The 13,815-nt window shown below is 75.6% G+C and carries 9 protein-coding genes; 5 read left to right on the top strand and 4 right to left on the bottom strand.

Annotated features, from left to right (window positions below):
* Window positions 1–127: 127 nt before the first annotated feature.
* The 3 genes from OG871_RS32565 (at window position 128) to OG871_RS32555 (ending at window position 6,270) form a co-directional block, all read left to right on the top strand.
* The gene (locus tag OG871_RS32565; protein WP_371501688.1) at window positions 128–1,327 is read left to right on the top strand and encodes a PP2C family protein-serine/threonine phosphatase; all 1,200 of its coding nucleotides are present in this window, start codon (window positions 128–130) and stop codon (window positions 1,325–1,327) included.
* A 200-nt stretch (window positions 1,328–1,527) separates the two neighbouring features.
* Window positions 1,528–4,776, top strand: coding sequence for a BTAD domain-containing putative transcriptional regulator (locus tag OG871_RS32560; protein ID WP_371501687.1), 3,249 nt, complete (start codon window positions 1,528–1,530; stop codon window positions 4,774–4,776).
* 81 nt (window positions 4,777–4,857) lie between these two features.
* Entirely contained in the window at window positions 4,858–6,270 is a 1,413-nt protein-coding gene (locus tag OG871_RS32555) for an FAD-binding oxidoreductase (RefSeq protein ID WP_371501686.1), read from the top strand.
* A 59-nt stretch (window positions 6,271–6,329) separates the two neighbouring features.
* Here the strand turns inward: OG871_RS32555 and OG871_RS32550 are convergent, their stop codons facing one another.
* Both OG871_RS32550 and OG871_RS32545 read right to left on the bottom strand, forming a co-directional pair.
* Window positions 6,330–7,523, bottom strand: coding sequence for a glutamate--cysteine ligase (locus OG871_RS32550; protein ID WP_371501685.1), 1,194 nt, complete (start codon window positions 7,521–7,523; stop codon window positions 6,330–6,332).
* Between the two features lie 28 nt (window positions 7,524–7,551).
* Window positions 7,552–8,085, bottom strand: coding sequence for a metallophosphoesterase (locus tag OG871_RS32545; protein WP_371501683.1), 534 nt, complete (start codon window positions 8,083–8,085; stop codon window positions 7,552–7,554).
* A 339-nt stretch (window positions 8,086–8,424) separates the two neighbouring features.
* Here OG871_RS32545 and OG871_RS32540 point away from each other — a divergent pair, with 339 nt between their 5' ends.
* Window positions 8,425–9,462 carry a substrate-binding domain-containing protein gene (locus OG871_RS32540; protein ID WP_371501682.1) on the top strand — a complete coding sequence of 346 codons (1,038 nt, stop codon included), beginning with the start codon at window positions 8,425–8,427 and terminating at the stop codon, window positions 9,460–9,462.
* 35 nt (window positions 9,463–9,497) lie between these two features.
* On the opposite strand, the gene OG871_RS32535 is transcribed toward OG871_RS32540, so the two are convergent.
* Complete coding sequence (locus tag OG871_RS32535; RefSeq protein WP_371503486.1) at window positions 9,498–10,280, bottom strand: LuxR C-terminal-related transcriptional regulator; 783 nt, start codon at window positions 10,278–10,280, stop codon at window positions 9,498–9,500.
* Window positions 10,281–10,427: 147 nt separating this feature from the next.
* Here OG871_RS32535 and OG871_RS32530 point away from each other — a divergent pair, with 147 nt between their 5' ends.
* The gene (locus OG871_RS32530) at window positions 10,428–13,217 is read left to right on the top strand and encodes a LuxR C-terminal-related transcriptional regulator (protein ID WP_371501681.1); all 2,790 of its coding nucleotides are present in this window, start codon (window positions 10,428–10,430) and stop codon (window positions 13,215–13,217) included.
* 37 nt (window positions 13,218–13,254) lie between these two features.
* Here the strand turns inward: OG871_RS32530 and OG871_RS32525 are convergent, their stop codons facing one another.
* Entirely contained in the window at window positions 13,255–13,782 is a 528-nt protein-coding gene (locus tag OG871_RS32525; RefSeq protein ID WP_371501680.1) for a GNAT family N-acetyltransferase, read from the bottom strand.
* Window positions 13,783–13,815 lie beyond the last annotated feature (33 nt).

Genomic DNA, 13,815 nt, shown 5'->3' with positions numbered 1-13,815 from the left:
GCGCCCGTCAGGAAGACCCGTCCGTTCTTCAGTAGATTGGCAGCACCGAAGGGGATCACTTCCTGGGAGCCACGTGACCGGGCTTGATGTCGACTATGCGGCGGCCTTTCGCGCCACGCCGAGTCCGATGCTGGTCCTCACCCGGGACCTGATCATGGCCGACGCCAACGACGCCTACCTCAAGGTCTCCGGTCGCACCCTCGCCGAACTGGTCGGCCGCCACGTCTTCGAGGTCTTCCCCGACAACCCGGGCGACCCGAACGCCACCGGCGTCGCCGCGCTGCGCGCCTCCCTCGCCCGGGTGCTGCGGACCGGCCGGCGCGACAGCATGGCCCTGCAGAAGTACGACGTCGAGTCGACCGACCGTCCCGGGACGTTCGAGGAACGCTACTGGAGCGCCGTCAACACGCCCGTCCTGGACCCCGACGGCCGGGTGCAGGTGATCCTGCACCGGGTGGAGGAGGTCACCGCGCTGGTCCGGCAGCTGAGGGGCGACCTCGGCCAGGAGGACCGTCGGCGGTCGCTGACCCTGGAGGAGCAGATGGCCGCCGACGTGCTGGCCCGCGGTCAGGAGCTGCAGGAGGTCAACGAGCAGCTCCGGGACGCGCACGCCCGCGAACGCGAGGTCGCCGTCACCCTGCAGCGCTCCCTGCTGCCCTCCGTCCAGGCCGTGCACCGCGACTTCGCCGCCGTCCGGTACCTGCCCGCGACCAGCTCGATGAACGTGTGCGGGGACTGGTACGACCTGCTCGACCTCGACGAACGCCACGTCGCCGTCGCGGTCGGCGACGTGGTGGGCCACGGTCTCGAGGCCGCCGGAATCATGGGCCGGCTGAACAGCGCCCTCAACGCGGCCATCCGCGCCACCGGCCGGCCCGCCGAGGCGCTCGAGACCCTGGCCCTGTTCGCCCTCACCGTCGAGGGCGCGCTCGCCACCACCGCCGTCCAGACCGTCATCGACCGCACCGAGCGGACGATCGCCTACAGCTGCGCCGGCCACCCGCCGCCGGTCCTGGTCGAGGCCGACGGCACGGTCCGGCTGCTGGACGCCGCGACCGACCCGCCGCTCGGCGCCTGGGACGACGCCTCCGCACGGTCCCAGGCCGTCACGTCCTACCGGCCCGGCGCCACCCTGATCCTCTACACGGACGGGCTCGTCGAACGGCGCGGCGAGGACATCGACGTGGGGCTCGCCCGGCTCACCGCCGGCGCGGTGCGGCACCGCGCCCTGGGCCCCGAGCAGATCGCCGACGCGCTGCTCGCCGACCTGGCCGCCGGTGGCCCCGGAAGCACCGACGACACGGCTCTCGTGGTCGTCCGGCTGTAGCCGGCGAGCGCGCGCCCCGCCCGTGGAGCGGCGGCGTCCCGGTCTGCTCGTCCAACAGCCGCCCGTCGTCCCCATGGAGCACGTCCGGGTCGACGTCGAAATCCGGCTGACGGGCGGAGAGTTGGCCTGCCGCCCGGCGGCGGGCGGGGCCTGCCGGTAAAATGGACCCGCCCGCCCGGTAGCCTGCCGTAAGGGCCGAAATGGCCGACGAAGTGCACATCTGTCTGCTCGGTGGCTTCGACGTCACGGTCGGTGGCCGGCACGTCGCGGCCGGGGCCTGGCGGCTGCGCAAGGCCAGGAGCGTCCTGAAACTGCTGGCCCTGGCACCGGGCCACCGCATGCACCGGGACAGCGTCTACGACCTGCTGTGGCCCGACCTCGATCCGGCCGCCGCGGCCAACAACCTCCACCAGGCGCTGCACGCGGTACGCCGGGCACTGGCCACCGCGGGGGCGCCCGGGGACGTGGTCCTGATCCGCGACGACGTGCTGCTGCTCGGCCCGGACGGCGGTGTCCGGACCGACCTCGACGAGTTGGCGCAGGCGCTGCGACGGGCCGCGGACGGCGGGTCCGCCGAGCGGCGCGCGGCGCTCGCGCTCGCGGAGCGCGAGCTGCTGCCCGAGGACACCTTCGAACCGTGGACACAGGAGGCCCGCGACGCCGTCACCGCCAGGCGCAGCGCGCTGCGCCTGGCCCTCGCCGAGGCGCTGGAGCGGGAGGGCCGCGCCGCCGAGGCGGTCGAGGTGCTGGAGGCCGCGGGCGCCGGGCTGACCGAGCCGGGCCACCGCGCGCTGATGCGGACCCTCGCCGCGACCGGGCGGCGGCCGGAGGCGCTGGCGGTCTACGAGCGGCTGCGCGACGGGCTGCGCGACTCCTCGGGCTCCGACCCGGACCCGCAGACCCGCGAGCTCTACCGCGACCTGCTGGCGGGATCGGTCGAGGACCCTCCCGACGACGGCGCCGTCCACCGCCACAACCTCCCGGCGCAGACGACCAGCTTCATCGGCCGCCGGCGCGAGGTCGGCGAGGTCGGCGAACTGCTGGCGCGCAGCCGCCTGTTGACCCTGACCGGCCCCGGTGGCTGCGGCAAGACCCGACTCGCGCTCACGGTCGCGGACCGCCGCGTCGAGGCCGTCCGCGACGGCGTCTGGTTCGTGGACCTCGCCGCGCTCACCGACCCGGGGTTCGTCCCGGAGGCGGTCGCCACCGCCCTCGGCCTCCAGCTGTCCTCCGGCACCGGGAGCCGGGCGGCGCTGGTCGGTCAGCTCGCCGGACGGGAACTGCTGCTGCTGCTCGACAACTGCGAGCACCTGATCGAGTCCTGCGCGGCGCTGGTCGCCGAGCTCCTGGCCCGCTGTCCGGGGGTGGTCGTGCTGGCGACCAGCCGTGAGCCGCTGCAGGCCTACGGCGAGCGCACCTGGCGGGTACCCTCGCTCGCGCTGCCGGACGTCCGCCGGCTGCCGCCGCCGGCCGAGCTCGGCCGGTTCGCCTCCGTGCGGCTGTTCGCGGAGCGGGCCGCGGAGGTCGTCCCGGGCTTCCGGCTGGACCAGGACAACGCGGCGGACGTCGCCCAGATCTGCTTCCGCCTGGACGGGATCCCGCTGGCCCTGGAACTGGCGGCCGCCCGGGTCCGGATGCTGGCGCCCCGGCAGATCGCCGAGCGGCTGGACGACGCGCTCACCCTGCTCGGGCAGGGCAGCCGGCACGCGGTGACCCGTCATCAGACCCTGCTGGCGACCCTGCAGTGGAGCCATCAGCTGCTCTCCCCCGAGGAGCGGGTGCTCTTCCGGCGGCTGGCGGTGTTCACCGGCAGCTTCGCGCTGGCGGCCGTCGAGCAGGTGTGCACCGACGGCACCGGCCCCGCGGGCGTCCTGGACCTGCTCGGTCGACTGGTCGACAAATCGTTGGTGCTGGTCGAACGCCACGACGACGAGGTGCGCTACCGCCTGCTGGAGACGATCCGGCAGTACGCCCGGGAGCGGCTGCGCGAGAGCGGGGAGACCGCCGCGACGGAGCGTCGGCACCGCGGCTTCTACCTCGCGCTCGCCGAGTCGTACGACCCGGACTCGCCGGACCCGGAGCACGAGGACCCGGACGCGCCGGACCCGGATCACGAGGACCCGGACCGCCGGGGGGTCGCCGCCACCTCGCTGCGGCTCGAGGCCGACCACGACAACCTCCGTGCCGCCCTGCGCTCGGCACTCGACGGCGAGCCCCGGGACGCGCTCCGGCTGGCCGTCGCCCTGCGGCTGTTCTGGGCCGAGCGCGGCTACCTCGCCGAGGGGCGGCGCCGGCTAGACGACGCGCTCGCGGCCGCGCCCGAGCCGACGCCCTTGCGGGCCCGGGCGCTCGTCGGGCAGGGCGTCCTCGCGATCCGGCTCGGCGACTCCTCCGGGCTGCCCGGGATCGGCGCCGAGATCGTCGCGATCCACGAGGCCCGGGCAGACCGGCCCGCGCAGGCGACCGCGCACTACCAGCAGGCGCTGCTGGAGTGGATGCACGGCAGCTGGGACCGGGCCGCGGCCGCCCTCGACCGGGCCTGCGACCTCGCCGACGGCGCGCCGACACTGCTCTCGGCCGCCGCCCACCAGCGGGGCGTCGCCGCGGTCTGCCGCGGTGACGGCCGGGCGGCCCGGGGGTTCTTCGCCGCCGGCCTGCGCCTGCTCACCGAGGTCGACGGCGGCGCCCGGCCGTTCTTCCCGGTGATGACCCCCGGGTACGCGGTCGAGGAGGACACCGAGGCCGGCGTCGCCGTGTCCTTCGAGGAGACCGTGCTGGTCGGACGGCTGGTGGGCGCCGCACAGGCCCGTGGCTACGCGCTGGCCAACCTCGCCCGGGCGGCCCGGCTGGACGGCGCCGCCAAGGAGGCCCGCGCGGCGGCCGAGCAGAGCGTCGACTGCTTCCGCACCCTCGGTGACGCCCGGGGCGAGGCGCTCGCCCTCAACACCCTCGGCAACCTGTGCCGCGTCCGGCGGGCGTACGACGAGGCGCGGGCCCACCTGGACCGGAGCCTCCTGATCAGGCGCCGGCTCGGCGACCGCCGGGAGGTCGGGATCACGCTCGGCAGCCTCGGCCTGCTGGCCATGGCCGTCGGCGACCTCGACGGCGCCCGGTCGGCGATCGGGCGGGCCCGGGCCGGGTTCGAGGAGACCGACGACATTCCGGGTCTCACCAACAGCCTGCTCCACCTCGGTCTGGTGGCCCGCGCCGCCGGCGACCTCCCCGGGGCCAGGGCACTGTTCGTCCGGGCGCTGGAGCTCGACGGCGTGCCCGGGTCGGTGTGCGCCGTCGGCTGGGTCGCGGTCATGCTCTCCGAGCTCGCCCGGCAGGAGGGCGACCGGGCCGCCGCCGACGCGGCCGACGCCCGCGCACTGGCGTTCTTCACCCGGCTGGGTGATGCCCGGGGCCTGGCCCACCTGCGGCGCACGGTGGTGCAAAGCCGCCGCTAACCCGCTGCAAAGCGGCGCCTCCTAACGTTCCCGGTATCGAAGCGAGACCCGGAGCCGCAACCCGGAGCAAGGAGGCCGACGATGTCCATCGACACGGCAGAGGGAGTCCTCGGGGACGCCACCATCGGCGAGCTGGAGGCCGCGCTGCGCGGCACCCTGGTACGCCCCGACGACCCCGCGTACGACGAGGCCAGGGCGGTCTGGAACGCCGCCCACGACCGGCGGCCGGCCCTGGTGGTGCGCTGCGCCGGGACGGCCGACGTGATCCGGGCGGTCGAGTTCGCCCGCAGCCAGGACCTGCTCGTCGCGGTGCGCGGCGGCGGCCACAGCATCGCCGGCTTCTCGACCTGCGACGGCGGGATCGTCATCGACCTGTCCGCGATGAAGGGTGTGCGGGTCGACCCCGACCGCCGCCGGGTGGTCGCCCAGCCCGGGCTGACCTGGGGGGAGCTCGACCACGAGACCCAGGCCTTCGGCCTCGCGGTGACCGGCGGCCTGGTCACCTCGACCGGGATCGCCGGCTTCACCCTCGGCGGCGGGTTCGGCTGGCTGGTCCGCCGGGACGGTCTGGCGAGCGACAACCTGGTGGCCGCCGACGTCGTCACCGCGGACGGCCGGCTGGTGCACGCCAGTGCCGAGGAGAACGCCGACCTGTTCTGGGCACTGCGCGGCGGCGGCGGCAACTTCGGGGTCGTCACCTCGTTCGAGTTCGAGCTGCACCCGGTGGGGCCGCAGGTGCTCGCCGGGCTGGTCGTCTACCCGCTCGACGAGGCCCGAGAGGTGATCACCCGGTGGCGCGAGGCCTGCGGCGGGATGCCCGACGAGCTGACCACGCTGGTCAACCTCACCACGGCGCCCCCGCTGCCGTTCCTGCCCGAGGAGGTGCACGGCACCCGGGTCGTGGTGATCGTGGCGATGTACGCCGGCCCCGCCGAGGCCGGGGAGGCGGCCGTCCGGCCGCTGCGCTCGCTCGGCACCCCGATCGCCGACGTCCTGGGCCCGATGCCGTACCTCGGCATGCAGGCGCTGCTGGATCCGCTGTGGACGCGCGGCGCCCACAACTACTTCACCTCGGCCTTCATCGAGCCGACCGACGCGGCGATCGAGTCGGTGCTGGACGCTCACCTGGCGACGCCGACGCCCTTCAGCGAGGTGCACCTGCACCAGCTGGGCGGCGCCTTCGCCCGGATCCCGGCGGACGCGACCGCCTTCAGCCAGCGGGACGCGGGCGTCATGTGCAACGTGATCGCGCGCTCCCCGGAGGCGGCCGGCTTCGACAGGCACGCCGCGTGGGCCCGGGCGGCCCGGGAGGACATCGCGCGGCACGGCAACGGCTCGACGTACGTCAACTTCACCGGTGACGCGGCCGAGGACAAGGTGCGTGCCGCGTACCCGGAGGCCGTCCACGACCGGCTGGTGCGGGTCAAGGACGAGTACGACCCGACCAACCTGTTCCGGCTCAACCAGAACATCCGGCCGTCCGCGGCGAGCTGACGCCCGCTCCGGGCGCGACGGAGATCCGCCGCCGCGGCAACCTCTCCCACCGCGGCGGGTCAGGAGGCGGCGCTCTCCTCGGCGATCATGTCGACCAGCCCGCGGCGCCCGTGCTTCTCCAGCGCGCGGCGCTGCCGGTCGGCGCCGTTCCCCTCCTGCAGCAGCCGGTGGAGCAGGGAGGTCACCTGCCGCTCGTCCCCCGCGAGCGCCAGCGCCGGGGTCAGGTACTCGACGAGATCGCTGACCACGTCCCCGACCCGCCGCAGCCGCCCGGTCGCCGGGTCGTGCAGCGCCTCGGTCATGCCGTACCGGGCGGCATGCCAGCCGGCCCCGGCCAGACTCTCCGGTGTCCGCTCGGGCGCCGGGTGCCCGTCCCGCTCCTCCAGCATCACGGTGGTGGCCAGCGCCCGGACCAGCCCGGCGAGCATCACGGCCTCGTCGGCGCGCAACTGCACGTCCATCGCCCGGACCTCCAGCGTCGGGTAGCGCTCGGACAGGCGGGCCTGCCAGTAGAGCTGCCCGCGGTCCCGGATCATCCGGGCGTCCTGGAGCTCGGTGATCCGCCGGTCGTAGTCGTCCGCGTCGGCGAACCGCGGCGGCACGCCACTGATCGGCCAGCGGTTGAAGACGACCGTGCGCCAGCTGGAGAAGCCGGTGTCGGTGCCGTACCAGAGCGGGGAGTTCGCGGCCAGCCCGACGAGCAGCGGCAGCCACGGCCGCAGGCGGTTGAGGACGGCGACACCGGTCTGCCGGTCGGGGATCCCGACGTGGACGTGCATGCCGTTGATCAGGTTCTCGTCGGCGAGCCGGGAGAAGTCCTGGCGGATGGAGCGGTAGCGCGGTGCGTCGGTGATCGCCGGAGGGGTGGTGTCCGCGTACGGGGCGGTGCCGCAGGCCGCCAGGTGGCAGCCGGAGGACTCGGCGGCGGACGCGAGGGAGTGCCGCAGGCGCAGCAGGTGGCCGCCCACCTCGGAGAGGTCCCGGCAGACCGGGGTGGCGATCTCCACCTGGGACTGGAGCAGCTCCGGCTGCACCTCGGCGCTCTCCAGCGCGGGATGCAGGTCGGCCGCGGCCCGGACCTCCTCGACCCTGGGCAGCGGCAGGCCGGAGTCCGGATCGAGCAGCAGGTACTCCTCCTCGACGCCGAGGGTGAGGGGCTCGACTCCGGTGGTGTCGGCGGTGCGGCGGTCGCGGCCCGGCTCCTCCCCCGCGGCGGTCTGGCGGGCGTGGTTCTCGCGGGAAGAGGTGCTCATGATCGGCACGTACCCGCCGGGGCCGCGCTCAAGCGTCGGGGCGGCTCCGGTCGCCCGGTCGGGTGTGCGGGGGCAGCTCGTGCAGGCGGACCTCGGCCAGGCGCCCTCCGGTGATCGCCGCCGTCAGGAAGGTGCAGGCGGGTTGGCGCCGGCGGTCGGTGGGTGATCCCGGGTTCAGCAGGCGCAGGCCCGCAGGGCTCACGGTGTCCCAGGGGATGTGGCTGTGCCCGAACACCAGCACGTCCACGTCGGGAAACCGGTCGTCGCAGCGCCGCTCGCGGCCCTGCGCCGGGCCGGTCTCGTGGACGACGGCGAGCCGCAGGCCGTCGAGGTCGGCCCGGGCCACCTCGGGCAGCCGTTCGCGCAGGGCCGGGCCGTCGTTGTTGCCGTACACGGCGACCAGCCGCCGGGCCCGGGACTCCAGCAGGTCGAGGGTGGCCTCGTCGACCCAGTCACCGGCGTGCACGACGACGTCCGCCTCGTCGACGGCCGTCAGCAGGGCGTCCGGCAGCCGGCGGGCGCGGGACGGGACGTGGGTGTCCGAGATCAGCAGGATGCGCACGGGTCCACTCTGCCGGTCGGTGGCCCGGCCCGCCGACCGGCACGCCGGGCCCGGGGCGAGCGCCGGCGGGTGCGATGTCAAGTGCCTCGATTCGAAGGGGAGTTCGCCAGTACCGGCGCAGGTCGGGGCCAGTACGCCCGCCACGGCGAGTCGTTCCGGCGATGGACCCGCAACACCCGCTACAACCAACAGTGGTGGCTCGGCGCCGTCCGACCGGCGCGCTGCCCCCTGCTCCGAGACGTGGTCCGGCCACCGGCCCACGCCTGCCCCCCAGGATCAGCGCAACCGACCGCTCGCGGACCGGCGGCCCTCGATCCGTGACACTCGCCAGAGGGCCTCATGTTCCGTGCAACGGCGCACCGTACGAGAGTCGCCGTCATCGCCGCTCTCACCGTGCTCTGCCTCCCCGCCTGCTCTCCCGGGCAGCAGAAGTCCTCGGACGGGACGGCCCGGGTCAAGGGCCCGATCTCGCTCGTCTACCTGCAGAAGCAGGGGGACCAGCAGTACTTCCTCGACGAGGCGGACGGGGCCAGGGCCAGGGCCGCCGAACTCGGCGTCGAGCTGAAGGTGGTCGATGTCGGCACGGACGCCGACCGGACCGTCCGGGAGGTCCGCTCCGCCGTCGACGGCGGGGCCCACGGTGTGATCGTCGTGGTGCCGGACCCGGCGGTGGGCCCGCAGGTCGCGAAGATCACCCGGGACGCCGGGGTCGCGCTGCTGACCTCCGACGACCAGATCTGCACCAACCTGGCCGACCCCACCGTGTGCGCCCACCAGCGGCTGGTACCCCGGGTGGGCTTCAGCGGCGCGCAGACGGGCTTCGAGGTCGGCCGGCGGGCGGCCCAGGAGTACCGCAAGGCCGGGTGGAAGGCGGCCGACACCCGGGTGGTCTCGGTCTGGCGGCACGACGTGAGCGTCTGCCGGGAGCGGGTCGACGGTGCGGCCGAGGCCTTCCTGCAGGCGGGCCAGGTGGCCACGCTCGACCTCGGCACGGACAACACGGTGGCCGGCGCGCAGCAGAAGGTCGCGGCGACGGTCGCGGCCGAGCGCCCCGGCGTCCGGCACTGGGTGGTCTGGGGCTGCAACGACGAGAACGTCCTGGGCGCCGTCACCGCCCTGCAGGAGGCCGGGGTCAGCCCCGACAACGTGATCGGCGTCGGCCTCGGCGCCTACCTCGCGTGCCGCAGCTGGGTCTCCGGCAGACCGACCGGCATGCGGGCCGCCCTGTTCATCAACGGCAGGGCCGTCGGCGCGCTCGCCGTCCAGACCGTCTTCGAGCGGCTCAGGAACGGCCGGGAGATGCCCGCGGAGTCCTTCGCCCCCAGCACCATGGTCGACGCCGCCAGCTGGAAGACCTCCGGGGCCACCTGCCACTGAGGGCCCGCGCCGGCCCGGGCGGCGGCGCATCGGACCTAGATGTAGCCCTCGCGCAGCGCGTGGGCCACGGCGTGGGCCCGGTTGCGCAGGTTGAGGCGGGTGGTCAGGCCGTGCAGGACGTTCTTCACGGTCCGCTCCGAGTACGAGAGCTCCCCCGCGATCTCCCCGGTGTCCCATCCGTCGGCGACCAGCCGCAGGATGTCGCTCTCGCGGTCCGAGATGCCCGACGGGGTGAACCCGGGCACCCCGCGGGAGCCGCGTCGCGACCGCCCCAGCTGCTTGATCAGCCGGCCGAGCAGGTCGGCCGGCAGGTCGCCGTGGCCGCGCGCGGCCGCCAGCACGGCCTGCCCGAGCCGTTCGGCGGTCGCCTCCCGGCGCCACAGGATGGCCGCCACCCCGCCCTCGACCGCCTCCAGCAGCTCGGCCTCGCGGATCCGGTCGACCACCAGCACCACCGATCGGCCGTCCTCGCGTCCCAGGCGGCGCAGCGCGGTGCTCACCGTCGCGTCGACCGTCTCGGCCACCAGCACCACGACGGCGGCGACCGCGGGCAGCGCGGCGCCCACGGCGGGCCGGGCGGTGCCGTCGGTGGCGGCCTCCGGGTCCGGGTCCTCGGTGACGAACAGCCCGGGGCACCGACGGAGCTGGCTCGCCGCTCCGGCCCGCGAGATCGGGTCGACCGCGTGGACCGTCACGGGGACCCCGGTGTGCGGTCCGACGGTGTCGGCGAGCTGTCGGATGGTCACGGAGGTCCCCCTGGTCGTCACTGTCGTGCGGGGCGGGACGAGGACCCACACCCTCGTCCCGCCCGCTGCCATGTTCACGGCGGCAGACGCGTCCCGGCCATCGTGGTCCACCACGAGATCGGGGCCTGAGAGCAAGGTCACAGAACGTGTTCGACCGAACGGGAGACGAAATCGCCGCGAACTTCGTGGACCAGTTCAGGAACAGTCGGGAGGAACGGAATGATCGGCGACATCAGCACGTCACAGGGGTCCGCCCGCGTTCGGCCGGGCCGGATCCCCGCCGCCGGGCGACCGGACCTGCTCGCCGCGGCGGCCGGCCTCGCGGCCCGCGCCCGACGCGGCGCGGGCAGCCTGCTGGTGCTCGGCGGCCCCACCGGGATCGGGCGCAGCGCCCTGCTCGACGCCGTGGCCGACCAGGCGGCGCGCGCCGGCATGACGGTGCTGCGCGCCCGCTGCTCGGCGGACGAGTCGCGGCGCGACCTCGCAGCCGCCCGCCAGCTGTTCGGCGCCGGGCCGGATCCCGCGCCGGCCGGCGCCGGGCGCCCCGGCTGGGCCGGCACCGAGCTGTGGGAACTGCTGCGGCTGCACGCGGCCCGGCAGCCGCTGCTGCTGGCCGTGGACGACGTGCAGTTCGCCGACGGGCCGTCGGCCGACTGGCTGCTGCAGCTGGGCCGGCGGATCGACCGGCTGCCGGTCCTGCTGGTGGCGACGGAGCTCCACCATCCCGGCCTGGCCGGCCGGCCGCCCGGCTTCGGCCGGACGCTGCCCCCGGCGCTGGTCCACTCCCACCGGATCGACCCACTCGCCCTCGCCGGGGTGGCCGAGCTGGTCCGGGCCCGGCTCGGGGACCGTGCACCGGCCCCGCTGGTGGCGGAGTGCGCCCGGGCCAGCGGCGGCAACCCCCTGCTGCTGCACGGCGTCCTCGGCGATCTCCGGCGCGGGGAGGTCGCGTTGGGCGACCTCCCGGGCGACTCCTTCCAGCAGGCCGTCGACCTGTGGCTGCACGCCGTCGGCGAGCCGGTCGCCGAGGGCGTGCGCACGCTGGCCCAACTGGCCCTCCACCGGGGCGCCCGGGCCGAACCCGTCGACCTGCTCGGGGACGGCGCGGGCCGGGCGGCGGCCTGGCTGCGGGCCCAGGGCATGCTGGTGGACGGGCCCGCGCCGCAGTCGTACGCGTTCACCCATCCCTGGCTGCCGCGGGCGGCTCTGGCGGGCTGGGGCGCGGCGCGGCGGGGCGCGGTGCACCAGGCCGTCGCGGCGTGGCGCCACGACCGTGGGGAGACCGACGAGTCGGTCGCCGAGCACCTGCTGGAAGCCCCCGCGGCCGGGCCGGAGTGGGCGGCCGACGTGCTGCTCGGAGCGGCCGGACGGGCCCGGCGGGCCGGTGAGCGGCACAACGCCGTCCGGCTGCTGCGCCGCGCCCTGCAGGAGCCGCTCGGCCGGTCCCGCCGCGGCCAGGTCCTGTTCGAACTCGGCTGTCTGGAGGTCCGGTCGGGGCCGCAGGACGTGATCCTCGGGATCCGCCACCTGTCCGAGGCGGTGCGCCTGCACCAGCGCGACGAGGCCGTCTTCGAGGCCGCGAACGCGCTGGGCACGGTGCTGACCGCGCGGGGCGAGACCGCCGACGCCCTGGCCGTGATGGAGGACCTGGCCGAGCGTTTCGCCGCCTCCCCCGACCTGGCCCGCGCCGTCCACGCCGCGGCCGCGCTGCTCGCCTCGCACGACGGCGCCAGCTGGCGGCAGGTGGTCGAGGGACTGCGCCGGATCGAGACCCGCACCCCGGGCGGCCTCGCACCGGCCGCCCTCGGCCTGCTGACCGAGTTCGACTCGACCAGCGGCCGGCTGTCGGCCGACGAAGTGGCCGAAAGAGTCCAGGAGTTGACCGCCGCCCCGATCGACACCTTCTCGCGCGGCTACGTCCTGGCCTCCGCCGCCACCCTCGCCCAGTGGGCGGACCGGCTCCCGGAGGCCGACCGGCTCGTGGCCGAGGGTATGGCCGTGCACCGCGGCAGCCCGCTCCACCCGGCGTACCAGTGTCTGCTGAGTGTCCGCGCGGAGAGCCGGGTGATGCGCGGGCAGTACGAGCTGCTCCTCACCGAGCTGGGCGGCCCAGGCGGCGTTCTCGCCCTCGGCAACTCCCACCTGACCTCGCAAGCGCTGCTCGGCCTGCTGGAGACCGACCGCCTCGCCGAGGCGCACCGGCTCGCCCACGACGCCACGGCCGAGAGCCCGGCGGGCGGCGGGGACTCCTGGGAGTGGAGCGAGTTCCTCTATGCCCGGGGTCTGCTGCGGCTCGCCTCGGGCGCCGCCGACGAGGCCCTGGCCGACCTGCTGGAGTGCGGGCGCCGCCAGGGCGACCGGCAGGTGGTGAGCCCGATCGTGACACCGTGGCGCTCGGCCGCGGCCGACTGTCACCTGCTGCTCGGCCGGGTCGGGCCGGCCGCCGAACTGGCCGCCGAGGAGCTGCGGCTGGCCCGGATCTGGGGCACCCCGCGCACCGTCGGCCGCGCCCTGCGCGTCCTCGGGGCGAGTACCGGCGGGCGGCACGGGCTGGCCACCGTCGAGGAGTCGGTCCGGCTGCTGCGGGACGCGGAGCTCGACACCGAGCTGATCCCGGCCCTGGTCACCCTCGGCGGGATGCTCCGCGCCGGCGGTCGGCGCGCCGCCGCCCGGCAGACCCTGCGCGAGGCCGTCGGCCGGGCCGAGCGGACCGGGGCCGTGCGGCAGCGGGGCATCGCGGCGCGGCTGCTCGTGGAGTCGGGCGCCCGCCCGACCGCCCGCCGGCACACCGGCGTCCAGTCGCTCACCGCGGGCGAGCAGCGGGTCTGCCGGCTCGCCGCCGCGGGCAGCTCGAACGCCGAGATCGCCGAGCTGCTGCACCTCGCCCGACGCACCGTGGAGACCCATCTGACCAACAGCTTCCGTAAGTTGGGGATCCGCCGCCGGGCCGATCTGGCGGCCTGCCTGGAGCGCCCGGACGAGGCCCGCGAGCAGGCCGACGCCGGGTGACCGGTGCGGCCCGGCCCGGTCGGGCAGAGGTCTCCGGTCAGCAGAGGTCTCCGGGCACCAGGGTCGCGTGGGCGGCGTCGTTCAGCCGGTGGGTGTGGGAACCGCCAGGCCGCTGCGGAGCGGAGTCGGTGCGGCGGAATCCGATCCAGGCTCCGGCCAGTTGGACACCCATGTTGTGCGCCGCAGCGTGGGCGTCGATGCGCTCCAGCTCCAGCTGTTCGAACCCGAATCGACAGATCAGCCGGAGGGCCGAGATCGCCACCCGGAGGTTGCGCGAGGCGGGCAGCAACCAGACGGCCACGTCGGCGGCCGCCTCCTCGGGGCGCAGGTTCACGAGCTCCGCCCAGCCGACGGCGGGTCCGTCCCCGTCCAGGACGGCGAAGTGCGCGGCCCGGCCGCAGTTCCACTGGTCGGGGTGCGGGTCGGCGCGCTGCGCGAACTCCCGGACCAGCGGGTCGTGGGAGCCTGCGAGCAGCGTCTCGGCGTCCGCACCGGTCGGCCGGCGCAGCGACACCCGGCCCTCGCGGAGGGTCGGCAGCCGGCCCAGCGAGCTCAACTGACGCACTGATCCCCCTCGGTGTCCGACGCGCTGCTCGGA

This window comes from Kitasatospora sp. NBC_00374, assembly GCF_041434935.1.
Taxonomy (GTDB): Bacteria; Actinomycetota; Actinomycetes; order Streptomycetales; family Streptomycetaceae; genus Kitasatospora.
The sequence above is the reverse complement of the archived record's forward strand: the minus strand, read 5'-3'. Positions and strand labels throughout refer to the sequence as shown.

Excerpts from the sequence above, each read along its gene's own strand:
- OG871_RS32550 (WP_371501685.1), bottom strand. The coding sequence starts at position 7,523 with ATGAGCACCTCTTCCCGCGAGAACCACGCCCGCCAGACCGCCGCGGGG.
- OG871_RS32535 (WP_371503486.1), bottom strand. The coding sequence starts at position 10,280 with ATGGCAGCGGGCGGGACGAGGGTGTGGGTCCTCGTCCCGCCCCGCACG.
- OG871_RS32565 (WP_371501688.1), top strand. The coding sequence starts at position 128 with ATGCTGGTCCTCACCCGGGACCTGATCATGGCCGACGCCAACGACGCC.
- OG871_RS32530 (WP_371501681.1), top strand. The coding sequence starts at position 10,428 with ATGATCGGCGACATCAGCACGTCACAGGGGTCCGCCCGCGTTCGGCCG.
- OG871_RS32555 (WP_371501686.1), top strand. The coding sequence starts at position 4,858 with ATGTCCATCGACACGGCAGAGGGAGTCCTCGGGGACGCCACCATCGGC.
- OG871_RS32560 (WP_371501687.1), top strand. The coding sequence starts at position 1,528 with ATGGCCGACGAAGTGCACATCTGTCTGCTCGGTGGCTTCGACGTCACG.
- OG871_RS32540 (WP_371501682.1), top strand. The coding sequence starts at position 8,425 with ATGTTCCGTGCAACGGCGCACCGTACGAGAGTCGCCGTCATCGCCGCT.